24 protein-coding genes and 1 pseudogene are annotated in these 23,954 nt (G+C 65.2%); 14 read left to right on the top strand and 11 right to left on the bottom strand.

Translation table 11 applies throughout. The annotated features are described in order from the left end of the window. Nucleotides 1–90: 90 nt before the first annotated feature. On the bottom strand, nucleotides 91–798 hold the full coding sequence (locus WBB07_RS18915) for a VldE C-terminal domain-containing protein (protein WP_526309966.1): 708 nt from the start codon (nucleotides 796–798) through the stop codon (nucleotides 91–93). 7 nt (nucleotides 799–805) lie between these two features. After that, nucleotides 806–2,563: a sigma-54-dependent Fis family transcriptional regulator gene (locus WBB07_RS18910; RefSeq protein WP_526309927.1), complete on the bottom strand. Its 1,758-nt coding sequence runs from the start codon at nucleotides 2,561–2,563 to the stop codon at nucleotides 806–808. 246 nt (nucleotides 2,564–2,809) lie between these two features. On the opposite strand from WBB07_RS18910, the gene WBB07_RS18905 reads away from it, so the two are divergent. The 10 genes from WBB07_RS18905 to WBB07_RS18860 all read left to right on the top strand — a co-directional run bounded on the left by WBB07_RS18905 (nucleotide 2,810) and on the right by WBB07_RS18860 (nucleotide 12,985). Further along, nucleotides 2,810–4,438: an aromatic/alkene/methane monooxygenase hydroxylase/oxygenase subunit alpha gene (locus WBB07_RS18905; RefSeq protein WP_526309926.1), complete on the top strand. Its 1,629-nt coding sequence runs from the start codon at nucleotides 2,810–2,812 to the stop codon at nucleotides 4,436–4,438. Between the two features lie 97 nt (nucleotides 4,439–4,535). Beyond that, nucleotides 4,536–5,576 carry a 2Fe-2S iron-sulfur cluster-binding protein gene (locus WBB07_RS18900; RefSeq protein WP_526309925.1) on the top strand — a complete coding sequence of 347 codons (1,041 nt, stop codon included), beginning with the start codon at nucleotides 4,536–4,538 and terminating at the stop codon, nucleotides 5,574–5,576. 10 nt (nucleotides 5,577–5,586) lie between these two features. Further along, nucleotides 5,587–6,714 (top strand): ferritin family protein, encoded by a 1,128-nt coding sequence (locus WBB07_RS18895; protein ID WP_526309924.1) that lies wholly within the window; start codon nucleotides 5,587–5,589, stop codon nucleotides 6,712–6,714. Further along, nucleotides 6,711–7,052 carry a propane 2-monooxygenase effector subunit MimD gene (gene mimD, locus WBB07_RS18890; protein ID WP_526309923.1) on the top strand — a complete coding sequence of 114 codons (342 nt, stop codon included), beginning with the start codon at nucleotides 6,711–6,713 and terminating at the stop codon, nucleotides 7,050–7,052. The genes WBB07_RS18895 and mimD overlap by 4 nt, the downstream gene beginning before the upstream one ends. 10 nt (nucleotides 7,053–7,062) lie before the next feature. Beyond that, entirely contained in the window at nucleotides 7,063–8,109 is a 1,047-nt protein-coding gene (locus tag WBB07_RS18885; protein WP_526309922.1) for a zinc-binding dehydrogenase, read from the top strand. Between the two features lie 39 nt (nucleotides 8,110–8,148). Next, nucleotides 8,149–9,189 carry an amidohydrolase family protein gene (locus tag WBB07_RS18880; RefSeq protein ID WP_526309921.1) on the top strand — a complete coding sequence of 347 codons (1,041 nt, stop codon included), beginning with the start codon at nucleotides 8,149–8,151 and terminating at the stop codon, nucleotides 9,187–9,189. Beyond that, the gene (locus WBB07_RS18875; protein WP_526309920.1) at nucleotides 9,186–9,926 is read left to right on the top strand and encodes an iron-sulfur cluster assembly protein; all 741 of its coding nucleotides are present in this window, start codon (nucleotides 9,186–9,188) and stop codon (nucleotides 9,924–9,926) included. Before WBB07_RS18880 ends, WBB07_RS18875 begins: the two co-directional genes overlap by 4 nt. Then, nucleotides 9,923–10,948 carry an NAD(P)-dependent alcohol dehydrogenase gene (locus WBB07_RS18870; RefSeq protein ID WP_526309919.1) on the top strand — a complete coding sequence of 342 codons (1,026 nt, stop codon included), beginning with the start codon at nucleotides 9,923–9,925 and terminating at the stop codon, nucleotides 10,946–10,948. The genes WBB07_RS18875 and WBB07_RS18870 overlap by 4 nt, the downstream gene beginning before the upstream one ends. Nucleotides 10,949–10,993: 45 nt before the next feature. After that, nucleotides 10,994–12,643 carry a chaperonin GroEL gene (groL, locus tag WBB07_RS18865; RefSeq protein ID WP_526309918.1) on the top strand — a complete coding sequence of 550 codons (1,650 nt, stop codon included), beginning with the start codon at nucleotides 10,994–10,996 and terminating at the stop codon, nucleotides 12,641–12,643. 15 nt (nucleotides 12,644–12,658) lie between these two features. Next, on the top strand, nucleotides 12,659–12,985 hold the full coding sequence (locus WBB07_RS18860) for a putative quinol monooxygenase (protein WP_526309917.1): 327 nt from the start codon (nucleotides 12,659–12,661) through the stop codon (nucleotides 12,983–12,985). A gap of 3 nt (nucleotides 12,986–12,988) precedes the next feature. On the opposite strand, the gene WBB07_RS18855 is transcribed toward WBB07_RS18860, so the two are convergent. Beyond that, nucleotides 12,989–13,537: a TetR/AcrR family transcriptional regulator gene (locus WBB07_RS18855; RefSeq protein WP_526309916.1), complete on the bottom strand. Its 549-nt coding sequence runs from the start codon at nucleotides 13,535–13,537 to the stop codon at nucleotides 12,989–12,991. 122 nt (nucleotides 13,538–13,659) lie between these two features. Between WBB07_RS18855 and WBB07_RS18850 the strand changes: the two genes are divergently transcribed. Continuing rightward, nucleotides 13,660–14,862, top strand: a complete 1,203-nt coding sequence (locus WBB07_RS18850; RefSeq protein ID WP_526309915.1) for an MFS transporter — start codon at nucleotides 13,660–13,662, stop codon at nucleotides 14,860–14,862. A gap of 7 nt (nucleotides 14,863–14,869) precedes the next feature. Here WBB07_RS18850 and WBB07_RS18845 read toward each other — a convergent pair whose 3' ends face one another. Together WBB07_RS18845 and WBB07_RS18840 are read right to left on the bottom strand one after the other, a co-directional pair. Next, nucleotides 14,870–16,252 (bottom strand): NAD(P)/FAD-dependent oxidoreductase, encoded by a 1,383-nt coding sequence (locus WBB07_RS18845; RefSeq protein ID WP_526309914.1) that lies wholly within the window; start codon nucleotides 16,250–16,252, stop codon nucleotides 14,870–14,872. After that, entirely contained in the window at nucleotides 16,252–16,728 is a 477-nt protein-coding gene (locus WBB07_RS18840) for an Lrp/AsnC family transcriptional regulator (protein WP_526309913.1), read from the bottom strand. The genes WBB07_RS18845 and WBB07_RS18840 overlap by 1 nt, the downstream gene beginning before the upstream one ends. A 117-nt stretch (nucleotides 16,729–16,845) precedes the next feature. On the opposite strand from WBB07_RS18840, the gene WBB07_RS18835 reads away from it, so the two are divergent. Then, on the top strand, nucleotides 16,846–17,580 hold the full coding sequence (locus WBB07_RS18835; protein WP_526309912.1) for an ABC transporter permease: 735 nt from the start codon (nucleotides 16,846–16,848) through the stop codon (nucleotides 17,578–17,580). A 25-nt stretch (nucleotides 17,581–17,605) separates the two neighbouring features. Here the strand turns inward: WBB07_RS18835 and WBB07_RS18830 are convergent, their stop codons facing one another. The 6 genes from WBB07_RS18830 to WBB07_RS18805 all read right to left on the bottom strand — a co-directional run bounded on the left by WBB07_RS18830 (nucleotide 17,606) and on the right by WBB07_RS18805 (nucleotide 22,242). Continuing rightward, nucleotides 17,606–18,346, bottom strand: coding sequence for a TMEM165/GDT1 family protein (locus WBB07_RS18830; RefSeq protein ID WP_526309911.1), 741 nt, complete (start codon nucleotides 18,344–18,346; stop codon nucleotides 17,606–17,608). A gap of 355 nt (nucleotides 18,347–18,701) precedes the next feature. Beyond that, complete coding sequence (locus tag WBB07_RS18825) at nucleotides 18,702–19,130, bottom strand: NUDIX hydrolase (RefSeq protein ID WP_526309910.1); 429 nt, start codon at nucleotides 19,128–19,130, stop codon at nucleotides 18,702–18,704. A gap of 16 nt (nucleotides 19,131–19,146) precedes the next feature. Beyond that, nucleotides 19,147–20,235: a sulfate/molybdate ABC transporter ATP-binding protein gene (locus WBB07_RS18820; RefSeq protein ID WP_526309909.1), complete on the bottom strand. Its 1,089-nt coding sequence runs from the start codon at nucleotides 20,233–20,235 to the stop codon at nucleotides 19,147–19,149. Beyond that, nucleotides 20,232–21,044, bottom strand: coding sequence for an ABC transporter permease (locus tag WBB07_RS18815; protein ID WP_526309908.1), 813 nt, complete (start codon nucleotides 21,042–21,044; stop codon nucleotides 20,232–20,234). Before WBB07_RS18815 ends, WBB07_RS18820 begins: the two co-directional genes overlap by 4 nt. Then, nucleotides 21,041–21,841, bottom strand: coding sequence for a molybdate ABC transporter substrate-binding protein (gene modA, locus WBB07_RS18810; RefSeq protein WP_526309907.1), 801 nt, complete (start codon nucleotides 21,839–21,841; stop codon nucleotides 21,041–21,043). Before modA ends, WBB07_RS18815 begins: the two co-directional genes overlap by 4 nt. Next, nucleotides 21,838–22,242 (bottom strand): TOBE domain-containing protein, encoded by a 405-nt coding sequence (locus tag WBB07_RS18805; protein ID WP_526309906.1) that lies wholly within the window; start codon nucleotides 22,240–22,242, stop codon nucleotides 21,838–21,840. The genes modA and WBB07_RS18805 overlap by 4 nt, the downstream gene beginning before the upstream one ends. Before the next feature lie 144 nt (nucleotides 22,243–22,386). Here WBB07_RS18805 and WBB07_RS18800 point away from each other — a divergent pair, with 144 nt between their 5' ends. Continuing rightward, entirely contained in the window at nucleotides 22,387–23,445 is a 1,059-nt protein-coding gene (locus WBB07_RS18800) for an aldo/keto reductase (protein ID WP_526309905.1), read from the top strand. A gap of 299 nt (nucleotides 23,446–23,744) precedes the next feature. Continuing rightward, a pseudogene (locus WBB07_RS18795) lies at nucleotides 23,745–23,954 on the top strand (hypothetical protein); the annotation flags it as partial.

Raw genomic sequence — 23,954 nt, 5'->3', positions numbered from 1 at the left:
TGGCTGGTGCCCTCGCACGCGGCGACAGGAGTCCAGGAGGCAGAGGTTACAAGCCGTTCCGTGACGGCGGACGGGTTTCTGGCAGGCGCGTCAATTCTTGCGCATCGAACCGACGTAGTACGTTTCCTGCCCCGTCGGGTAGCCGCCACCCGAAGTGGCGATGTGAAGATGATCGAAGTGGTTGGCGGTCTCGTTCCCATAGTCCGCGGTCCAACTCGGTGCGCCCACGCCGGGGTAGAAGCCCTGCCGCCAGATCACGTGGATGACGCCCCACCGCTCGGCGTTGGCCAGTGCCAGTGCGGCGATCTGATTCCCGAGTTCGATGCCTTCCTCGGTGTGGTACTTCGGGATCATCACGTCGATTGCCAGCCCCTCGGGATGCCATCGCAACGGGTCCTGCCGAAATCCGCCGATGGTGGTGACCTCGGGGAACAGCACACTGATGGCGCGGGCCACCCAGATGGTCCGGACTTGCAACCCGCCCTCCGGGGCGACCCCGGCGGGCAACGCGAACGGGACGTCGCGGGCGGCCGCGGGCACACTCGCCATCAGTGCCGCGCCGTCGGCGGGCAGTGCCGACGGCGGGTCGGGGGCGACATCGACTCCGCGCCCCGTCGAAGACGCCGCCGGAACTTCGGTGCCGTGGGGAGTTGCCGGGGTTTGGGCGTAGAACATCGCGGCGGACACGACCAGGGACACGCCGATCGCCGCCCAGCGTCCTCGCGCGCCGGTCAACGTCCCGTTGCTCACGAGCAGCACCCTAGCTGCGCGACCGGACCCCGGGAGCCGATCCGCCAGGAAACGATCAGGTGATTCCGAAGTCCTTGATCTTGCGGTAGATGGTGGCGCGTGACATCCCCAGTGCCTCCGCGGCCTCGGCCTTGCTGCCCGCGTTCTCCGCCAGACAGCGCACGATCGCGTCACGCTCCAGGGATTCGAGCTGGGTGAGTTTGCGCCGGGTCACCGAACGGCACGCCGCGGGCAGTTTCTCGACACCGATGACACCGGAGCGTTGCCTGCTGACAGTCTCGGCGAGCACCGCGCGCAGCTGCGCGACATTGCCGGGCCAGGGCAGCTTGCTCAGCTGACGCATGGCCTCGGTACTGATCCGGACAGCCGCACCACGGGTCAGCTCGGTCAGCAGCATCGGCACCAGCTCGTCGAGATCCTCGATCCGGTGCCGCAGCGCCGGGACCGTCACAGTGTGGGTGAAGAACGGCAGTAGCAGCGTGTCGACCAGCGGTGACCGCCGCTCGGTGCCCATGGTTGCGGCGATCCAACCTCTGCCGGCGCACGTCTGCATGATCGAGGCCACCGGTTCGAGAACGTCTTCGCCCAGTTCATCCACGTCGGCGAGGATGACCGCAAAATCGTCACCCTCGGTCTCGGCATCGAACTCGGCAATGAATTGCTCACTGCTGCTGAAGGATTCGGCGCGAAAGATCCGTACGGTCCGTTCGGGTGTCACGAACTGGGCCACCGATTGGCCCAGCCGGGTTCGGCCTGAACCGGTCTCGCCTTCGATGACCACCCAGTCGCGGTCACGGTAACAGCGTTCCACCTGTTGGCAACTGCGTCGCCAGGAGCTGCTTCGGCCGGCCAGCCGTGGGATCGATTGGGCGCTACTGGGTGCGGTGACGCTCTCGGCGATGTGCAGGGCCACGTGAAAGACCACGCTGTCGTTGCGGACGCGGGCCGAAACACGTTCCACGGCAGAGATCTTCACAGTGGCACCACTTGGCAGAGCCGCAACGGCGGTCTTGCTGAGTGGCGCCTGCGCCATATCCGAAGCGTGGTCGAGCAAAGCGGTCTGATCGACGGAGTCCAGGGCGCGCCGCAGGTACGGGTTCATCAGAACCACGTCACCGCCGATCGCCAACACCCCCGCCGGGTAGCGGCGGGTCTGCTTCAGATAGGCGTCCAGGAGCGCGGTCTCGGTTTCGTTGTTCATTGCGATGAGCCGGTCTTCGATCTGGCTGCCCGCACTCTTGGCCAATACGAAGAGCAATGGATCGGCCTGTTGGGCCCAACAGGTCAGGTCGACGACACCCACGATCCGGCGGGTCAGGGGATCGCGGATCGGTGATCCCGCGCAGGCGAGACGGCCGAGCGTGCCCACATAGTGTTCGCTGCCCTGGATGAACGCCGCCGCGCCGGTCTCCAGCGTGGTGCCGATGCCATTGGTGCCGGCGAACTCCTCGGCATAGCTGTAGCCGCGGGCCAGCCGAACGTCGTCAAGGGTGCGTTCGAAGCGCGGATCTGGCGCGATCCGATCCAGGATCAGTCCATCTGCCGAGGTCAGCACCACGCTCACCGCCTGCGACGACAGGTCGCCGGCGATGCGGCGCAGCACCGGAGCGGCGGCATGTGTCAGCGGGGTATCGGTGTCCGGGTCCCGAACGTACGGGAGCTCGACGCGGTCCGGATGCACCTGGAGGTCCCGGGATCGACGCCAGGAACTGAGCACACCGGGGGCAACGGAGGCGGTGCTGAGGGCGCCAACTGTCAGGAACTGTTCCCGGGCGCGCTGGGTGCCGACTGCGGCGTCAACATCTTTGACCATGGTGGGGCTGTACCTCGGTCCGGTGGGGCCTGCACCCGCAGAATATGCCCGCCCACTCCCGTCGACGTCTCAATTTGAGAATTCGGCGGCCGACCGGGGCGTGCGGAGCGCTCAGCCAGAAAAAGTGATCCACGTCTCAGAGTGAGACGCCTAGGGGCTGGACCACGCGGTTGTATCGGTGGCGCATCACCACAACCAACAGTCGCACCCGCCGGCATCCGGCCGGCTCCAACCTGGAGGCGCACTTTGAGTAGGCAAAGCCTGACCAAGGCCCACGCAAAAATCACCGAGCTGTCGTGGGAACCGACATTCGCCACCCCCGCCACCCGTTTCGGCACCGACTACACCTTCGAGAAGGCCCCGAAGAAGGACCCTCTCAAACAGATCATGCGGTCGTACTTCCCGATGGAAGAGGAGAAGGACAACCGGGTCTACGGCGCCATGGACGGCGCGATCCGGGGCAACATGTTCCGCCAGGTCCAGCAGCGCTGGCTGGAGTGGCAGAAGCTGTTCCTGTCGATCATCCCGTTCCCCGAGATCTCGGCGGCGCGGGCCATGCCGATGGCCATCGACGCGGTGCCCAACCCGGAGATCCACAACGGTCTGGCGGTCCAGATGATCGACGAGGTTCGGCATTCGACGATTCAGATGAACCTCAAAAAGCTGTACATGAACAACTACATCGATCCCGCCGGATTCGATATCACCGAGAAGGCCTTCGCCAACAACTACGCGGGCACCATCGGGCGGCAGTTCGGTGAGGGATTCATCACCGGTGACGCCATCACCGCAGCCAACATCTACCTGACGGTTGTCGCTGAAACCGCCTTCACCAACACCTTGTTCGTGGCGATGCCCGACGAAGCCGCGGCCAACGGCGACTACTTGCTGCCCACGGTGTTCCATTCCGTCCAGTCCGACGAGTCGCGCCACATCTCCAACGGCTACTCCATCCTGCTGATGGCGCTGGCCGACGAACGCAACCGGCCGTTGCTGGAACGCGACCTGCGCTACGCCTGGTGGAACAACCACTGCGTCGTCGACGCGGCGATCGGCACGTTCATCGAGTACGGCACCAAGGATCGGCGCAAGGATCGCGAGAGCTACGCCGAGATGTGGCGGCGGTGGATCTACGACGACTACTACCGCAGCTACCTGCTGCCGCTGGAGAAGTACGGCCTGACAATCCCGCACGATCTCGTCGAGGAGGCGTGGAAGCGGATTGTCGACAAACACTATGTGCACGAGGTGGCCAGGTTCTTCGCCACCGGGTGGCCGGTCAACTACTGGCGGATCGATGCCATGACCGACAAGGACTTCGAGTGGTTCGAAGAGAAGTACCCCGGCTGGTACAGCAAGTTCGGTCGCTGGTGGGAGGACTACAACCGGCTGGCCTACCCGGGCCGTAACAAGCCGATCGCGTTCGAAGAGGTCGGCTACCAGTATCCCCACCGGTGCTGGACGTGCATGGTGCCGGCGTTGGTGCGTGAGGACATGATCGTCGACAAGGTCGACGGCCAGTGGCGCACCTACTGTTCGGAAACCTGCCACTGGACCGACGCGGTGGCCTTCCGTGGGGAATACGAAGGCCGGCCGACGCCGAACATGGGCCGGCTCACCGGCTTCCGTGAATGGGAGACACTGCACCACGGCAAGGATCTCGCCGATATCGTCGCCGATCTCGGCTACGTGCGCGACGACGGCAAAACTCTGATTCCGCAGCCGCATCTCGATCTCGACCCGAAGAAGATGTGGACACTCGACGATGTGCGCGGCAACACGTTCAACAGCCCCAACGTGCTTCTGAACCAGATGTCCGATGCTGAGCGAGATGCGCACGTCGCGGCCTACCGCGCCGGCGCCGTGCCTGTCTGAGCACCCGACGGCCCCCGTCCGGTGGGTGGCGTCCGGTCCGTGACCGAACCCATGGCGCCACCCGCCGGATTCCCAATTCTGCTTCAGGAGAACCACTGTGGCTGACGTCCACCGCATCAACTTCGAACCCGTCGACATCGAGATAGAGGTCCGCGAGGACGAGAACATCCTCGACGCGGCGTTCCGTCAGGGCATCCATCTGATGCACGGCTGCCGGGAAGGCCGGTGCTCGGCCTGCAAGTCGTTTGTTCTCGACGGCGACGTCCAGATGGCCAACCACTCGACCTTCGCCTGCAATGATGCCGAGGTCGAAGAAGGTTACGTACTGCTCTGCCGGACAAATGCGTACAGCGACTGCACCATCGAGCTGCTCAACTTCGACGAAGACGAACTGTTGGGCGGTCTGCCGATCCAGGACATCCGTACCCGCATCACCGCCCTGGTACCGATGACCCGGGACATCGTGTCGCTGCAACTCGAGGCGGTTGAGCCGGCGACGTACCTGTTCAAACCCGGCCAGTACGCCGACGTTCACCTCCCGGGTACCGACGAGCGCCGGTCGTTCTCCATGGCCACCACCCAGTCATCGCCCGGCAGAGTCGAATTCCTGATCAAGAAGTACCCGGGTGGACGGTTCGCGGCACTGCTGGAGAACACCCTGGCCGTCGGGGACGAGATCACGCTGACGGGGCCGTACGGGTCCTTCACCTTGAAGGACGGTCATGTGCTGCCGGTGGTGTGCGTGGGCGGCGGCGCCGGGATGGCTCCCATCCTGTCGTTGCTGCGACACATGAGCGAGACCGCCTGCACCCGACCGGTCCGGTTCTACTACGGCGCCCGCACCGCCGCCGACCTGTTTTACCTCGACGAGATCGCCGAACTGGGTGCCGGACTGGCGGACTTCAGCTTCATCGCGTGCCTGTCGGAGTCGATGGATGACGTGCCCGACTCGGTGCACGTGGCGGTAGGCAACGTCACCGATGTGGTGTCGGCCCACGAGCCCTCCCTCGACAAAGCGGAGGTGTACCTGTGCGGACCTCCGCCGATGGTGGACGCCGCGCTGGCACTCCTGGACTCCAGAGCCGTACCCAAAGACCAAGTGTTCTACGACAAATTCACCAGCCCCGCATTCGACTGAAAGGCCATCGATGTCCGCACCCAGTACCGCCACCCCAAAACACCGCAGTTTCCCCAAGATCGAATTCACCGATTCCGAAGCCGGCGCAAGCGAGTTCCCGAGTTCCAAGAGTCGTGCGTACTCGTACTACAAACCGGCCAAGATGCGGGCCACCATGTACGAGGATGTGACGGTCGATGTGCAGCCAGATCCCGACCGGCATCTGTCGCAGGGCTGGATCTACGGCTTCGGAGACGGCCCGGGCGGCTACCCGCAGGAGTGGACGGCGGCCCGATCGTCGAACTGGCATGCCTTCCTGGATCCCAACGAGGAGTGGGACCAGACGATCTTCCGCAACAACTCGGCGGTGGTGCGCCAGGTCGAGCTGTGCCTGAAGAACGCCAAACGTGCCCACGCCTATGACGGGTGGAACTCGGCGTGGCTGCGGTTCCTGGCCCACAACCTGGGCGCCTGGATGCATGCCGAGAACGGTCTGGCGTTGCATGTCTTCACCTCGATCCAGCGCTCGGGCCCCACCAACATGATCAACACCGCCGTCGCGGTGAACGCCGCCCACAAAATGCGCTTCGCTCAGGACCTGGCGTTGTTCAACCTCGATGTGTCCGAAGAAGTGGGGCAGGACGGGGGATTCGACGGTCAGGCGCACCGGGAGGTGTGGAAATCCGGACCCGAGTGGCAGCCCACCCGGGAAGTTGTCGAGCAACTGACCGCCGTCGGCGACTGGTGTGAACTGTTGTTCGCCACCAACATCGTCTTCGAACAGTTGGTGGGCTCGCTGTTCCGCAGTGAACTGGTGATGCAGATTGCGGCCCGCAACGGCGACTACATCACCCCGACCATCGTCGGGACGGGCGAGTACGACTACGACCGCGATATGGCGTACACCCGCAACCTGTTTCGGATCCTGGCCCGAGACGAGCAGTACGGCGCCGCGAACGCAGAGCTGTTCGGGCAATGGTTGTCGGTCTGGGTGCCCCGGTGCCTGGCGGCGGCACATGCACTGCAACCACTGTGGTCGCAGCCGGCGGAAAAAGCCGTGACCTTCGCCGACAGCCTGGCCGCAGCCGAAGGCAAGTTCGCCTCGCTGCTGGAGTCCATCGGAATCGACAGCCCCATCGCCGAGGAGCAGAACAAGTGACAATGCAGTTTGGCTCAGCCACCGAATTCTCCAACAAATGTGGTGTCACGCTGATGAACACCCCGATCGGTCGCGTCGTTGCGGAAGTGATGGGCGCCAAGGAGGGGATCGAGCTCACCGAATACCCGTCGATGATTCGGGTGGATGGTGAGCGGCTGCTCGATTTCGACTACGCCGAACTCACCGATGCGCTCGGCGAGGAATTCGACGGGTCCGTCTTCGAGGAGATCAGCTCCACCCACTACGGCCGGATGGTGCACCTCGACGACAAGACACTGTTGTTCGCCAGCCCCGAGGACGCGGCCGAGTACATCGGCTTCGACCTGACGGCCAAGTAGCGGGGGCAGCATGAAAGCGCTTGTCTTCCATGGCCCGGGCTCGATGTCCTGGACCGAGGTGCCCGATGCTCAACTGATCGACCCGACAGACGTCCTGGTCCGGGTCGATACCACCACCATCTGCGGCACCGACCTGCACATCCTCAAAGGCGACGTCCCGGCGGTGACGTCCGGTCGGGTACTCGGCCACGAAGCGGTGGGAACCATCACCGAAGTCGGGTCGGCGGTCACCGGTCTGCGCGTCGGGGACCGGGTCCTGGTGCCCGCCATCACCACGTGCGGCAAATGCGGACCGTGCCGATCGGCGTTGCCCTCACACTGCGCGGCCGTCGGCGGAATCGGCTGGATCTTCGGCCATCTGATCGACGGTACCCAGGCCGAATACGTCCGGGTGCCCTACGCCGAGACCAGTGTGCACCTCCTGCCGGAGACGGTCACCAACGAAGAGGCGATCTTCCTGGCAGACGTACTGCCCACCGGCTTCGAGACGGGTGTGCAGAACGCGGCGGTCCGGCCGGGGGACTCGGTTGTGGTGGTCGGCGCCGGACCCATCGGTTTGTCCGCTATCCGCACCGCCGGGCTGTACGGTGCTGCGACGGTGATCGCCGTCGACATCTCGGAGGCACGGCTCAAGCGGTCCATCGCTTTTGGCGCGGACGAGACGATCAACAGCGCACGCGAAGACGTCCGCGAGCGGGTACTGGAACTGACCGGTGGCGAGGGCGCCGACGTCGCCATCGAAGCCGTCGGGATACCGGAGACCTTCGATGTGTGCACCACCATCGTCCGCCCGGGTGGCCGCATCGCCAACGTCGGTGTGCACGGCAAACCGGTGACCCTGCACCTGGAGAGCCTGTGGATCAGCAACATCACGTTGACCACCGGACTGGTCAACGGGACAAGTGTGGGCACACTCCTGGACCTGCTGGCGCACGGGAAGCTCGATGCGGGTGCCTTCGGCACGCATTCGTTTCAGCTCGACCAGATGATCGATGCCTACGACGTGTTCGCCCACGCCGACTCCCACGATGCCTTGAAAGTGGTCATCTCCCGGTGACCATCGCCTCAGCCCCCTCGAAAACAGGAGCAGCCCAGCATGTATGAGAAAGACGGCAACTCGTACTTCATCGTCGACGCTCACGTCCACCTCTGGGACGGGCGCCAGTCGAACCTGAAGAACATTCACGGCAAGCAGTTCATCGACTGCTTCTACGACTACCACCGCAACCTCAGCCCGGAATCCGAGGTGTGGGACTACGACCTCTACACCTACTACGGTGGTGACCGGTTGATGCGCGACCTGTTTGTCGACGGCTATGTCGACCATGCCATCTTCCAGGCCACCCTGCTCAACGACTTCTACGTCAACGGGTTCGGGCAGACCGAGGAAGCCTTCGCGTTGACCCAACGTCATCCCGACAAACTGACCTACAACCACGCCTACGACCCGCGCCACGGCGAAGCTGGTCTGGAACAGCTGCGCCGGGACGCGGACCGGATGCAGCTGCGCGGCGTCAAGCTCTACACCGCGGAGTGGAATGGTGACTCCCGCGGATACAAGCTCGACGAACCGTGGTCGCGCCGCTACCTCGAAGAGTGCATCAAGCTGGGTATCAAGAACATTCACGTGCACAAGGGGCCCACCATCCGGCCCTTGGACCGTGACGCGTTCGATGTCGCTGACATCGACAAGGTGGCCACCGACTATCTCGATCTCAACTTTGTCGTCGAGCACGTCGGGTTGCCGCGGCTCGAGGATTTCTGCTGGATCGCCACCCAGGAGTCCAATGTCTACGGCGGTCTGGCGGTGGCCATTCCGTTCATCCACACCCGGCCTCGCTACTTTGCCCAGATCATCGGAGAACTCCTCTACTGGATCGGCGAGGACAAGATCTTGTTCAGCAGCGACTATGCGTTGTGGACCCCGCGCTGGCTGATCGAGCGGTTTGTCGACTTCCAGATTCCCGAGGACATGGCGGAGTACGCACCGATCACCGTCGAGCAGAAGCGAAAGATTCTTGGCCTCAACGCCGCTTCGCTCTATGACCTTGCCGTGCCTGCCGAACTGCAGCTCCCCACACCCGGCCAAGACGAGGTCGAGGTGGCAGCCGGCGCCAAACAGGCGGTCTCGCTATGACGGTCACGGTCGCCGCGGCGGTGCCCGAAATGGTGCTGGCCGCCCTGGCCGACGTCACTGATCCGGAGCTCGACGAGCCGATCACCGAGCTCGGCTTTGTCCGTTCGGTGATCCTCGACGACACCGGAGTGGAGGTGCACCTGCGGCTGCCCACGGCCTTCTGTTCACCGAACTTCGCCTATCTCATGGCATCTGACGCCTTGGATGCGATGCGTGGGGTCGACGATGTCGGTGACGCGCGGGTGTGCCTCGATGACCACCATGACAGCGACAAGATCAACGCCGGGTTGGCCGCCGATGCCGGATACGTCGGAACCTTCGGTGTCGAGGCGCAGGAGAGTCTTGACGACTTGCGCCGCACGTTCCTGCGCAAGGCGCACACCGCGGCGATGGAGCGTTGTGTCACCGGGTTGTTGCGCCGCGGCACCCTGGACGAGACGGACCTGACCCATCTGATGCTCCGGGACCTCCCCGAGGGTAAGGACAAGGCGGCGCTCATGCGGCGCAGGTTCGATATCGGGCTCAGCATGTGCCCGAACAGCCGCGTCCTGGTGGGTGAAGACGGACACGCGCTGGCACCGGAGGCCGTACCGATGCGACTGCGCTTCGCCCGATCGGTGCGTATCTCCATGGAGGGCAACAGCCACTTCTGTCGTGGATTGTTGGCCACCCGCTACGACGATGGCGGCCAAACCACACCCCAGATCATCGACATGAGAACAGGAGTCAACCGATGAAAGCGGTCCAGGTCGTCGGCTACCACACCAAACTTCAACTCACCGAGGTGCCAGAACCGAAGATCGAGGGCCCTTTCGACGTGATCGTCCGGGTCGGCGGCGCCGGCGTGTGCCGCACCGACCTGCACATCCTCGAAGGCCAGTGGGAGCAGAAGTCAGGTGTTGCTCTGCCGTACACGATCGGCCACGAGAACGCCGGATGGGTCCATGCGGTGGGTGGCGCGGTCAGCAATGTCGCGGTGGGGGACAAGGTGATCCTGCATCCGCTGATCACCTGTGGGCTGTGCCGGGCCTGCCGCTCTGGTGACGACGTGCACTGCGAGAACAGCCAGTTCCCCGGCATCGACACAAACGGGGGATACGCCGAATACCTGCGCACCACGGCGCGCAGCGTGGTCAAGATCGATGAGTCGCTGGAACCCGCGGATGTCGCCGCGCTGGCGGACGCCGGCCTGACGGCCTACCACGCCGCGGCCAAGGTTGCCCGGCTCACCGGTCCTCGCGATGTTTGTGTTGTCATCGGCGCCGGTGGCCTCGGACATATCGGAATCCAGGTCCTCAAGGCGATCTCCGGTGTCACGGTGGTGGTCGTCGATCGTAATCCGGAGGCGGTTTTGTTGGCCGTCGAGATCGGTGCTGACCATGGGATCGTCGCCGACGGCCGTCACATCGAGCAGGTGCTGGAGCTGACCGGCGGGCACGGCGCCGAAGCGGTGGTCGACTTCGTGGGCGAAGGTGGTGCCACGCGGGAGGGTGTGGCGATGCTGCGCCGCGCCGGAAGCTACTACGTGGTCGGCTACGGCGAGAACATCGATGTGCCGACCATCGACATCATCAGCACCGAGATCAATTTCATCGGCAACCTGGTGGGCTCCTACAACGACCTGCAAGAACTGATGGCGCTGGCGGCCCGTGGGCAGGTCACCCTGCACACCAGCAAGTACGCCCTCGACGACTTCCAGCGCGCGCTCGACGATCTCGATGCCGGACGGGTTCGCGGCCGCGCCATCCTCGTTCCCTGACCGTCTCCGTTTTCCCCCGAAACCTCCCTCGAAAGGACATATGCCATGGCAAAGGAGCTGCGGTACAACAGCGATGCGCGGGCGCGCTTGGAGTTCGGTGTCAATGCCCTCGCCGATGCGGTGAAGGTGACGCTTGGGCCCAAAGGCCGAAATGCGGTGCTGGAGAAGCTGACCGGACCACCCACCATCACCAACGACGGTGTGACCATCGCGCGCGAGATCCAGCTCTCCGATCCGTTTGCCAACATGGGCGCTCAGTTGGTGAAGGAGGTGGCCATGCAGACCAACGGCATGGTCGGCGACGGCACCACCACCGCCACCGTGCTGGCCCAGGCGATGGTGCGTGAAGGGATGCGAGCTGTGGAGGCCGGCGCCAACCCGATGCGGGTGCGGCGCGGTATCGAGAAGACCGTGCCCGTCGTGCTCCAGACCCTCACCGAGCAGTCCGTCGGGCTCGGTGGGCGCAGTGATCTGCTCCGGATCGCGACACTGGCGGCCAGCGACGACGATTCGATCGGCGAGGTCATCGCGGCTGCGGTCGAGCATGTGGGCGAATCCGGTGTCATCACCACCGAGGAGAACGACGCGCTCGGTCTGAGCGTCGACGTCGTCGACGGCATCGAGTTCGACCACGGTTACATCTCTGCCTACATGGTCACCAATCAGGACCGGATGGAGGCAGTCCTGGACAATCCGGTGATCCTGTTGACAAACCGGAAGATCACCGCGGTGCAGGAGATCATGCCCACCATCGAAGCGGCCAAGCGGGCGGACCGGCCACTGGTGGTGCTCGCCGAGGACGTGGACGGGCCCGCCCTCCAGTTGCTCGTCGGCGGCAACATGCACAAGACGATGCAGTCGGTTGTGGTGCGCGCCCCGGGGTTTGGGCACCGCCGGGTGGCCGAACTGGAGGATCTCGCGGTGGCGCTCGGTGGTCATGTGATCGCCAAGGACACCGGACTCGAGCTGGGCGAGGTGCTGCTCGAACACCTGGGCTCATGCGACCGGATCACGGTGACCGAGAACGACACCACGATCGTCGGAGCGCGTGGCGATGGGCAGCGCGTCAGTTCCAGAGTGGCGCAGCTCGAGGCGCAGCGGGAACGCGCCCGTATCGACGCCGACCGGGACAGTCTTGATCTGCGGATCGCGAGGCTGACCGGAAGGGTGGCCGTGATCCGGGTCGGTGGTGCCACCAGCGTGGAACTCAAGGAACGGATGTTGCGGGTCGAGGACGCGTTGGCGGCCACTCGTGCGGCGATGGAGGCCGGGATCGTCGCGGGCGGGGGAACCGCGCTGGCCCAAGCCCATCGGGCGTTGACCGAGCTGAGTCTGCCCGGTGATGACGGGATCGGGGTTCAGGTGGTGCGCCGGGCGCTGGCCGAGCCGTTGCGCTGGATAGCCCACAACGCCGGGTTCGAGGCCGACGATGTGGTGCAGATCGTAGAGGATCTACCTCTCGGGCACGGATTCAACGCTCTCAGCGGCGAATACGGTGACATGTTCGACGAGGGGGTGATCGATCCGCTCAAGGTGACCCGGGCAGCATTGGAAAGCGCCGCATCCATTGCCGCGCTGCTGATCACGACTGAGACCGCGATCGTCGAGCAGGTGATCGGCAACCCCGGGGCGATCATGGCGCCCGGCTTCGGCGATCTGGCCGAGGGCATGATCCGTCCGTCCAACATCTATTAGGAGCTGTGATCTACGGTGATCTTCATAGTGGTCAAGTTCGACGTCGCCGACGAACACATCAAATCGTGGCTGGAGATCACCGCGGAGTTCACCGCGGCGACGCGTGCCGAGCCGGGGAACCTGTGGTTCGAATGGTCCCGCAGTGTTGACAATCCGTCCGAATTTGTTCTGGTGGAGGCATTCCGGGACGCGCATGCAGGTGCCGAGCACGTGCGGTCGAAACATTTCGGGGCCGGCCTGGCGGCGATGCGTCCCGCATTGAGCGCCACACCGAAGATCGTGCATGCCGATCTGGACGTCGACGGCTGGTCGGCGATGGGAGAACTGGAGATCGTTCGGTAGCGGTCAGTGGTCGGCGGTGGGAGCGCTGTTGATGATCCGGTCGATCACGGCCAGCAGTCCGTCGTTGTCGTGGGTCTGTGCCGGGTATCCGCCGAGGGCGCTGTTGAGGGCGTTGTAGTAGAGGCCGTCGCCGATCAGCTTGACCGCCCGGGCGACGTCGAGATCACCGAGCGTGTCGTGGAGGGCGTCCAGCCAATCGCCGGAGACCGTTTCGATGACCGATCGGGCTCTGACGTCGCCGGCCTGCTGGAGACGGGCGACTGCGACCAGTGTCCGATCCAGGGGGCTTCCGACATAGGCCGAGGTGCGCACGTAATGCCGGGCCGGTCCCTCGGGGGCTGTGCGCATCTGTTCGACGTCTTGGGCCGCGAGCGTCACCAACCGGTCACACAGGGCTTCGGCCAGTCGGTCCTTGGAAGGAAAGTGATAGAGCAGCCCGCCTTTGGACACACCGGCGCGTGCGGCCACCGCGTCGAGTGTGGCGTAGCGCTCGCCTTCGACGGCCAGCAGATCCTCGTATGCGTCGAGGATGCGGTCCCGCGATGAAGCCATCCGGTGAGCCTACGGTAGCGCCGTCGAACTGTACCGTCTGGACGGTATAGTCTTCCGGTCGATGTCGCATCTGTGCGTTGTGCGCAGGGAGTTGTCATCACTGGAAGCGTGAGGTGTGGCCGATGCGGGTGTATCTGGATCTGTTGCGGATTCCGGGTGTGCTGAACGTCACTGCGTCGCAGCTGTTTGCCCGCCTCCCGCTGGGCATGATGTCGTTGGCGATCCTGCTGCACGTGCAGCACCGGACCGGCTCGTATGCGGTGGCCGGGGCGGTGGTCGCGTGTGTCAGCGTCGGTCAGGCTGTGGCCGCGCCCATGACGGCACGGCTGGCGGGCCGGATCGGTATGACGCCCACATTGCTGGGGACGGCGGTGGCCAGCGGAATCTTCTTGGTGGCGTTGGCATTGGCCGGCTCTCAGGCCGCGCTGATGATGGTGCTGGGGCTGCTGATCGGCGCCACGGTGCCACCGTTGCTACCGGTCGCGCGGGCGCTCTACCCGCGGTTGGTCTCCGGCGACGGGGTGCGGGCCCTGTTTGCGCTCGACACCACGGCACAGGAACTGATCTGGGTGATCGGCCCGGTGCTTGCCACTGTGCTCGCCACCGCGGTTTCGACCGCGCTGCCGTTGCTGCTCAGTGCTGGGATCACCATCTGCGGAACGGCGTGGTTCCTGTTGAGTGCCAGGCACCTTCGCGCACACATCACCCGAAGTGTGACCGGCTTCGGCAGAGTTCTGGCAAATCGGTCCGTTGTCCTGGCGATGGCTGCCAGTCTGGCTCTTGTTGCGTCGTTCATGGCTCTCGAGGTCGGGATCGTCGCCTCGATGGGGCGCGACGGGGTGACGGCCGGCGTGGCGGTCGCGGTGGCGAGCGTGGGGTCGCTGATCGGTGGTCTGGTGTTCGGTCATCGACGCTTCGGCACCCTCGGCATCGTGGCTGCGCTGGGCGTTGTGGTGGTCGGAACGGCGTTGTTCGGTATCGCCGATGGGCTGGCTTTGCGCCTGGTTGCGCTGTTTGTGTCCGGATTGGGATTTGCGCCGGCGATGTCGGCGCTCTACATCATGGTGTCCCGGGAGATCGAAGACCACGCGACGACGGAAGCCTTCGGCTGGCTCGCCAGCGCCGCGCTGGTCGGAGGCGCGATGGGCACGGCGGTGGCCGGGGTGAGCGTCGATGTCCACGGCGCCGCGGGTGCGGTGGTCGTGGCGGTGGTCTTTGCGGTCGTCGCCACCTGCAGTCCGTTGGTCGCCCGGCTCGCCGGACCTATTCCCGGTCTCGGTGATGAGCCGAGCGCGAGAGCTGACGCGCTGAAAGCCGCGCCATGACGTCTGGTCAGCGACCGCTGATGAGGTCCGCCGCCTTGGCGATCGCCGAGGTGCGACTCCCGCCACGTGCTTCGCGGCGATCAGCGGCGCTGTAGGCCTTGTAGATGCCCTGAATCCCCAACCAGCGCAGGGGTTCTGGCTCCCAATTGCGGGTCTGCTGATTCACCCAGGGCAGTCGGGTGCGTTCGGTCTGCTCCCCCAGGATCAGATCAGTGAGCGTACGCCCGGCGAGATTGGTCGCGGCGACACCCGTCCCGACGTAACCGCCGCCCCAGCCCAGTCCCGAGTCGGTGTCGTAGCCGACGGTGGCCCGCCAATTGCGGGGGACACCGAGTACCCCACTCCAGCCGTGGGCGATCGGCACATCCTTGGCCGCCGGGAACCAGGCGCGCAGAATCGCGGCAAGGCTGGACACCGTGGCCGCATCGATGCTTCCGTCGTTGTCGGTCTGGGAGCCGAACCGGTATGGATTGCCCCGGCCGCCGATGGCGATCCGCCCGTCCAGGGTGCGCTGGGAGTACGAGTACACATGCGAGAGGTCTTCGAGGGTGTCGAAACGCTCCCACCCGATCTCGTCCCATGCCGATGCGGGCAGTGGTTGGGTGATGATCATCGACGAGTTCAGTGGCGCCCAGGTGCGTTTCTCCCCGTCGAGGCCTGCGGTGAAGCCTTCGGTGGCGCGGATGACATGTTGGGCGCGCACAGTGCCACGGGCGGTGACCGCGGCCCGAGGTTCGATCCGGTCCACGTGGGTGTTCTCGTGGATCCGCACCCCGAGACCGCGCACCACGCGAGCCAGCCCGGCGACCAGCTTGGCGGGATGGATCCGAGCACAATGCGGCTGCCACAGCCCGCCGAGCGTGCCGTCCACGTGGATCCGATCGGCGGCCTCGGCGGCGCTCATCCAGACGTACCCCTCCTCGGGCCACTTCTGCGCATGGTGCAGGTGCGCTTCGGCGCGTCGCAGCTGGGCGGGGTTGCGGGCGACCAGCAGGGTTCCGCCCTTGCGGACCTCGGCGTCGATACCCTCTCGGTCCGCGACGGCGATGACCTCGTCCACCGTGGAGTTGAGTGCCAGCTGGTAGGCCCGCACCGCGTCATGCCCGAACTCTCGGGCATAGCCGTCCTGGCCGCCGGTGATGCTGTTGGTGAGCCAACCGCCGTTGCGCCCCGAGGCCCCATAGCCGGCAAACTGCTGCTCCAGCACCCGGATCGAGAGCTCCGGGCGGGCCTTCTTGAGGTAGTACGCCAACCAGAGCCCGGTGTAGCCCGCACCCACGATCGCGACATCGGCCTCGGCCGGGCCGTCGAGCACATCGGTTGGCGTCGGTCGGCCGATCTCGTTGTACCAGAAGGAGACACCGCCGGTGGCGGCGATTTCGTCGGTCATCAAGTTCCCCAGTTGTATTGCTGCTTGACAAGTTTCAGATAGACCAACGTTTCGGTGGATATCACCCCTGGGATGGTGCGGATGCGGGTGTTCAACAGGTCGAGCAGGTCGTCGTCGTCTTCGCAGACCACCTCGGCGATCACATCGAAGGAGCCGGCGGTCAGTACCACGTAGTCGACGGCGTCGATCTTGGCCAGTGCCTCGGCCACCTCGAAGGTGTCACCGGTGCAGTTGATGCCGATCATGGCCTGGCGGGCGAAGCCGAGTTGCATCGGATCGGTGACGGCCACGATCTGCATCGCCCCGGCGTTGACCATGCGCTGCACCCGCTGGCGCACCGCTGCGGCGGACAGCCCGACGCTGGCGCCGATGGTCTCGAAGGAGGAGCGGCCGTTGCGCTGCAGGTGCCGCACGATCCTGGCAGAGACGTCCCCGGTCGCCTCGGGGTCAGACCGGTTGGTTCTGGCATCGTGCATCCGGTGATTCTCTACTGAAATCGTTGCCTTCGGCAATGCCGGGCGATGAATATCGTGGCTGTAGTCGGCCGGGTCGGGTCATTCCGTTGTGGACTGCCATGGTCGACACTGGCAGTCATGACGTCGACAGTGTTGGGTCCGGCCCTGGTGATCGTCTGTGTGGTGATGGCCTGCGCCGCGGCAGTCGTGTACCGATTGGCGGGGCTGGGCTGCTGGTGGGTGGTACCGACTGCGGCGCTGCGAGCTGCTGTCCAACTGGCAGCGGTGGCCGCGGTGCTGACAGTTGCGGTGGCGCAGCTCTGGTCGTCGGCGCTGGCGCTGGCAGTGATGTTCATGATCGCCGCGGTGACCGCGGCGCGCCGTGCCCAGGCCCACGACGGCTCGTGGTGGTTGGCGGCTCCGCTGGCGGCGGGCCTGGCGGCGGTGATCCCACTGCTCTTGGTGACCGGTGTGGTACCTCTGGACGGGGTTGCGATCGTTCCCATTGTCGGAATCGTCCTCGGGGGCACGATGTCCGCAGTGGCAGTTGCGGCCCGTCGGGCACTGGACACCCTGGGGGAGCGCTCGGGTGAGGTGGAGGCGGCGCAGAGTCTGGGCCTGTCCGATCGCGACGCCCGCATGGAGGTGATTCGGCGCGGGACCGCAGATGCGTTGATTCCCAATGTCGATCAGGCACGCACCGCCGGCGTGGTGACATTGCCGGGAGCGTTCATCGGCGTGTTGCTCAGCACCGGATCCGCAACGCAGGCGGGGGCGGTGCAGGTCCTGGTGCTGATCGCGCTGATGCTCTCGCAGAGCTGTGCGGTGGCAGGCACCGCCGAACTGGTGGCCCGTGGGCGGGTGGCTCGATAGCCTCGTCAGAAAGGGATTCGGCCGCTCAGTTCGGCTTCTGCGTCGATTCCACGGTGTTGGGGGAGTCGACGGTCGAGGAGTCAGACTGGGACTTCAGTACTGCCGGACGAAACTTCTCGGGCAGGTTGTTCAGGCCGACGGCAATGAGAGTGACGATGGCCGCGGTGGCCAGGGCCACCACCCAGACGGGCGCGCTCGAGAAGACGTTCTCCAGGAGCATGTAGAAGCCGAAGAGCAGGAACAGGACCGCCGCGCCGATCTGGATCAGGCGCTCGGGCAGATGCTTGCCGGCGACGGCGCCCACGATGATGGCAAGGCCGTCGGCGACCACCATTCCGAGCGTGGAGCCGATCCACACCCCGAGCCAGTCGTTGTCGGCAGCCAGGGTGATGGTCGCGAGCATCGTCTTGTCGCCGAGCTCGGCCAGGAAGAACGCGGAGGTCACCACAAAAAATGCCGCACCGGTGGCCCGCTGCGCGCGGCTCTTCTCTTCGTCGGACAACGAGTCGCCGCGCAATGTCCAGAGGCCGAAGAAGACGAACATCGCACCGGCGAGAATGCCCAGGAGGTGTGTCGGGAGCGCGGCGCCGAGGTAGTGCCCGATCGCAACCGACAGCACGTGCACCAGGGTGGTCGCGGCGGTGATGGCGCCCAGCACCACCCACCAGCGGTAACGCAGCGCAAAGGTCATCGCGACCAGCTGCGTCTTGTCGCCGAGTTCGGCGATGAAGATGACAGCGAAGCTCAGCAGGAGAGCGGAGAGCACGGGAAACTCCTCGATCGGTGATCACCGGCGAGGATCAAATACACCTCCGGCCGGAAACCAGTACGGTCTTCTTCGGCCGAAGGTCTCGCCCACCGGTGAACCGGTCCGGACAACCGGGCGTCGCGATTGTGATCGCTTGGCCAGCATGTCGATTGTCCGAATTGGGGGCTACTCCCCTTCGCTTTTCCCAGCCTGTCACATCGGTCCAGGCATTGCAACCTGGGGGCGTCGAAAGATGGTTATTTTCAATAGTTTTGGGTGTTCTTCCATAATGTTTCGGCTTCCCGCACAATTCAGTGGTGTTTGCTGAAAAGGTCTTGGGGAGGTGTCGGCAATCGGGATCAGGGGAGCGGAATCAGCAGGAGGGTTTTGCAGTCCCGGCGTGAAGCCCGCGCACCAGCGGAAACACCACGTCCCGGGTCAGCGGCGCCAGCTCGACCGCGACCGGTGCGTCCGGATCGATCCACGTCATCTCGGCGATCTCGGCCGACGGATGGGGCTGGTCTGCCAATTCCACCAGGAACAGCTCGGCCTGCACCACATGGCCCGGCTCGTTGGCGGCCTTCGCGGTACGGGTACCCAAGGCGTGAGCCTGCCCGGCCGCTACGACGACCTCGAGCTCTTCCCGTAGTTCCCGCAGCAACGCGATCAATGGTGTCTCGCCGGCGTCGATCTTGCCGCCTGGTTGCATGAACGCGGTGGTGCCGCGTTTGCGAACGACCAGCACGTGGCCGTCGTCGTCAACGATCACTGCGGCGGACACCCGGATCACACGGTCAGGCACGCCGCGAGTGTAGCCGTCACGGCCTGACCGGTTGCAGCGCCGGCAACAACTGCACCTCGTGCGCTTTGACGGCAAAATAGATCCGCCGGCCAGGGGCCAGGTCGAGATCGGTGGCGGCGGCGGCAGTGATATCGGCGGCCAGCCCGGTGCTGCCGTCAGGCTGGTCGGCACCGCGGATCCGCACGGTGGTGCCGGTGAGGTCCATCTCCGCGACCGTTGTGGGAATGACATTGCGCGCGCTGCCGTGCGGTATTTCCAGGTGCACCGACACCGCGGCCGGACCGAACAAGGCAACAGCGGCACCGCCCTCGGTCACCTCGCCGGTGCCAAAAACTGTTTCCCCCCATGAGGTTCGCAATGCGCCGCGCTCGGCCGCCACTCCGGAGATCAGGTTGACTCCGGCGATCCGGGCGGCGAACTCGCTGCGTGGTGCGGCCAATACCTGGCGCACCGTGCCGCTTTCGACGATTCGTCCGTGCTCGATGACGATGACCTTGTTGGCAATCCCCAGCGCGTCGAGCAGATCATGGGTGACGATCACGGCGGTGCGCTGATCCTGTCTGAGGATGTCTCGCAACAACCGTCGCACCGCGGGCGCGGCGGTGACATCGAGTGCGGCCATCGGCTCATCGAGCAGTAGTACCCGCGGCTCGGCTGCCAGTGCCCGCGCCACCGCTACGCGTTGGGCCTGGCCGCCGGACAACTGCGCCGGGCGGCGGTCGGCAAGATGCTCGGCTTCGACGGCGCGCAGCCACTGCCGCGCAAGCTTCTGGGCGTGGGATCTGCTGCGGCCCTTGCATCGTGGGGCGTAAGCGACGTTGGCGGCCACCGTCATGTGCGGGAACAACAGTGCTTGCTGCGCCAGCATCGCCACCCCGCGGGCATGCGGTGCAACAAATACCCCGGTCTCGGTGTCGGTGACGACATCCTCGCCGAGGGTGATGCGGCCGTCGTCGGGACGCAGCAGGCCCGCGATCAGCGACAGCAGCGTGGATTTCCCGGCGCCGTTGGGACCCAGGACGGCCAATACGTCACCCTCGTCGAGGTTCAGTTCGAACTCGGCGTCCCGCTGCTCGAGTCGTGTGCGTAGACCGAGGGTGCTCACAGCGGACCCGCCAGCCGCCGCGACGCCGACCCGATCACGATCAGCGCCGCGACGACGATGAGCAACAGCGAGAGCGCCACCGCGGCATCGGGATCGGTCTCGCGTTGCAGATAGATCTCCAGGGGCAGGGTGCGGGTCACCCCCTGTAGCGATCCGGCGAAGGTCAGGGTGGCACCGAATTCGCCGAGGGATCGGGCAAACGCCAGTACCGCGCCGGATATCAGACCGGGAAGCACCAACGGCAATGTCACCGTGCGCAACACGGTTGTGGGTTTGGCGCCGAGCATCGCAGCGATGTTCTCGTACTGCCCGCCGGCCGTGCGCAGCGCCCCCTCGAGGCTGACAACGAGGAATGGAAGCGACACAAAGGACTGTGCGAGGACAACCGCGGTGGTGGAGAAGGCAATCCGGATACCGGCCAGCTCGAGATACTGGCCCAGCAACCCTTGCCTGCCAAAGGTGTACAGCAGGGCGATTCCGCCGACCACCGGTGGCAGTACCAAGGGCAGCAGCACGAGTGCGCGCAGTATCGACTGGCCGGGGAACTGGGCGCGGGCCAGGACGACGGCCATCGGTACGCCGATCACCACACACACCGCAGTGCTGGCCGTGGCGGTCTTCAGGCTCAGAAGCAGTGCCGCACGGGAGGATTCGGAGGTGATCAGCGGGATGAAGTTCAGCCAGTCGATCGACAGCAGAATCGCGATCAACGGGACGACGACAAACAATGCTCCGACGGCGGCCGGCAGGTAGATCCAGGCCGGTAGGCCGACCTGGATCAGGCCGCCGGACCTGCGCCCGGCTGTCACGGTGTGGCGAAGCCGGCCCCGCCGAGCACGGCGTGGCCCTCAGGGCCGGTCACCAGATCGATGAACTGCTGTGCTGTGGTGCTGTTGGCCGATTCCCGCAGCAGACCGATCGGGTAGGTGTTCACCGCACTGCCGGCTTCCGGGAAGGGCACCTCGGTGACCTTGTCGCCGGCGCCGCGGGCGTCGGTCACGTACACCAGTCCGGCATCGGCCTGCCCGGAGGTGATCTTGCCGAGGACGTCGGTGACGGCAGACTCTTCGCTGACCGGAGTCAGCGTCACGCCGGTCTGCGTCTCGACCTTCTGGGTGGCGGATCCGCACGGTACCTGCGGCGCGCACACCACGACAGTGGTACCCGGTTTGGCGAGATCGGCAAAAGAGGCAATGTCTTTCGGGTTCCCGGGCGGAGTGACGATGGTGAGGGTGTTGGTGGCGAAGTCGACCGGATCGCCGGCGATCAAGCCGGCCTCCTGCGCCTTGACCATGTTGTTCTCATCGGCAGAGGCGAAGACGTCACCAGGGGCGCCCTGCGTCAGCTGCGCCACCAGATCTGAGGACCCGGCGAAGTTGAAGTTGACCTTCGTCCCCGGATGCGCCTGTTCGAGTTGAGCGCCCAGCTCGCTGAATGTCGCCTTGAGCGACGCTGCGGCGAACACTGTGATCTCGCCGGTTGTTTCGGCGGGCGCGGCCGAACCCTCGGCAGTGCTCGACGCGGGCTCCGAGCTCGGGCTCGAGCAGCCGACGATGAGGGCGGCGGCGCCCAACGCGGCGAACATTCCGCAGAGTTGACGGTTCATGAGCTTCCTCTTGGGGTTTCGACCACCACGGTGGTTGCTTTGACGACGGCGACGGCCAACTTGCCGGGTTCGAGGCCCAATTCCTCAGCCGATGCACGGCTCATCAGGGAGACGACGGTGAACGGACCGCACTGCATCTGCACTTCGGCCATCACTCCGTCGGCGGTCACCTGCGTGACCAGACCTACAAAGCGGTTGCGGGCCGAGCTCGAGATGCCCAGCGGATCGGGCGGTGATGTCGCGTGATTGCGGGCGAATGCGGCGAGTTCCTCGCCGGCGATGACGATGCGGCCGGCTTCGTCCTTGTCGGCGGTGAGGCTGCCACTGTCGATCCAGCGGCGCACGGTGTCATCGCTGACGCCGAGAAGGGCGGCAGCATCCTTGACTCTGAACGGTGACACCAAACCCCCTCGTAGCCGTGTATGCGGTTGTAAACGTTATCCCATCCGGCATTTGCGGCGTAAATCTGCTATCGGATCCGCTTGTCGGGTTGTCATGGGCTCGGCTGCTGGAACAAATCGCACCCGACTCGACTTGACCGAGAAATGGAGCATTTCACTTTCGGCCGTAACAACGGCCTGCGTGTTTCGGCGCTGGCTCTGGGTGCCGGCATGTTCGGTCGCCGCTGGGGGTACGGGGCCGACCCGGCCGATTATCAGACCATCCTGGACAAATTCGCCGCCGCCGGTGGCACCTTCATCGATACCGCCGGCAACTATCAGATCGGCGAATCGGAAGAGAACCTCGGCGTATTGCTCTCCGGGCGTCGCGACCAGTTCAGCATCGCCACCAAGTTCACTCTCGGCGGCGCCGAGGGCACCGGAGTGCTGCAGACGGGCAACGGACGCCGGGCCATGCTGCGATCGGTCGAGGGGAGTCTGAGGCGGCTGGACACCGATTACATCGACCTGTTGTGGGTGCACTGGCCGGACTCGGTGACCCCGGTCGATGAGGTCATGCGCGGGCTCGACGACCTCGCCCGCTCCGGGAAGGTGCTGTATGCGGGACTGTCCAACTTCCCGGCCTGGCTCACGTCCCGGGCCGCTACGCTGGCCGACCTCCGGGGGACGACACCCGTCGCCGGTGTGCAGCTCGAGTACAGCCTGGCCGAGCGCAGTGCCGATCGGGAGAACCTACCGATGGCAGAGGCGCTGGGCCTGGGCGTTGCGGCGTGGTCGCCGCTGGGCGGCGGGTTGTTGACTGGCAAGTACCGCAGCGGCAACGACGGACGGCTCACCGAGTGGAAGGGCATGCTGCTGCACAGTGAGGATGACGCCCGCAAGGTTGCGACGGTAGACGCCGTGATCGCGGCGTCCGAGGATCTGGGAGTGCCGGCCGCGCAGGTGGCGGTGGCGTGGCTGCTGGAGCGGGCGCGGCGGTCGGTGACGGGAATCGTCCCGATCATCGGTCCGCGAACTCCCGAGCAGACGGATGACTATCTGGCCGCGCTGAATGTGGAGTTGTCCGACGAGTGGTACCGGAGGCTCGACGAGGCCAGCCGCATCGATCTGGGTCAGCCGGCGAATGGGGTGGCAGAGAGTCTTGCCGCCACGCTCGGCGGCGATGCAGATTCCTTCCGCCGACATCCGATCCCGATCGCGTAGTTGTCCACAGCCCTGACTGGATCCCTGGCGAGCGCGCGTGTTGGTACGCAACACGCCGGGCGTGGGGGTATCAACACGTGCGTTCGCGAGAGCGGCGCCTGAGTTTCCGGCCGCCGTGACCGGCTCGTTATCAATCCATCGAAATTCTCCGGTACCGCTCAGCGCGCTCTCAGCAAATTCTACGTCGGCGAAAAAAACTCGGACATTCCAGAGCTAGCTCTCAGTTCGGTCTCAGTAGTTGCAGTCAGGCTGTGTTCAAGCAACTGAGCTGTTTGACGATGAGGAAGAGAACGAACACGATGACGAACCCTCCGAGGTACCCCGCGGGACAGCCCGATCACCGCTCGGGTCCCACTCATGCAGCGGGGCACTACTACCAGGATGCCGCTGCGGGGGGCTCGTATCGGCCGACCTACGACTGGCAACACGGCCGGCCCGCTGCCGGTCCGGCCTACGATCCGTACAACGCTGTCACGCAGACGATTCCGGCTGTGCGCGCCTCGCGCAGA

Source organism: Mycobacterium sp., from assembly GCF_049647605.1.
In the GTDB taxonomy this organism is placed as follows: Bacteria; Actinomycetota; Actinomycetes; order Mycobacteriales; family Mycobacteriaceae; genus Mycobacterium.
The sequence above is the reverse complement of the archived record's forward strand: the minus strand, read 5'-3'. Positions and strand labels throughout refer to the sequence as shown.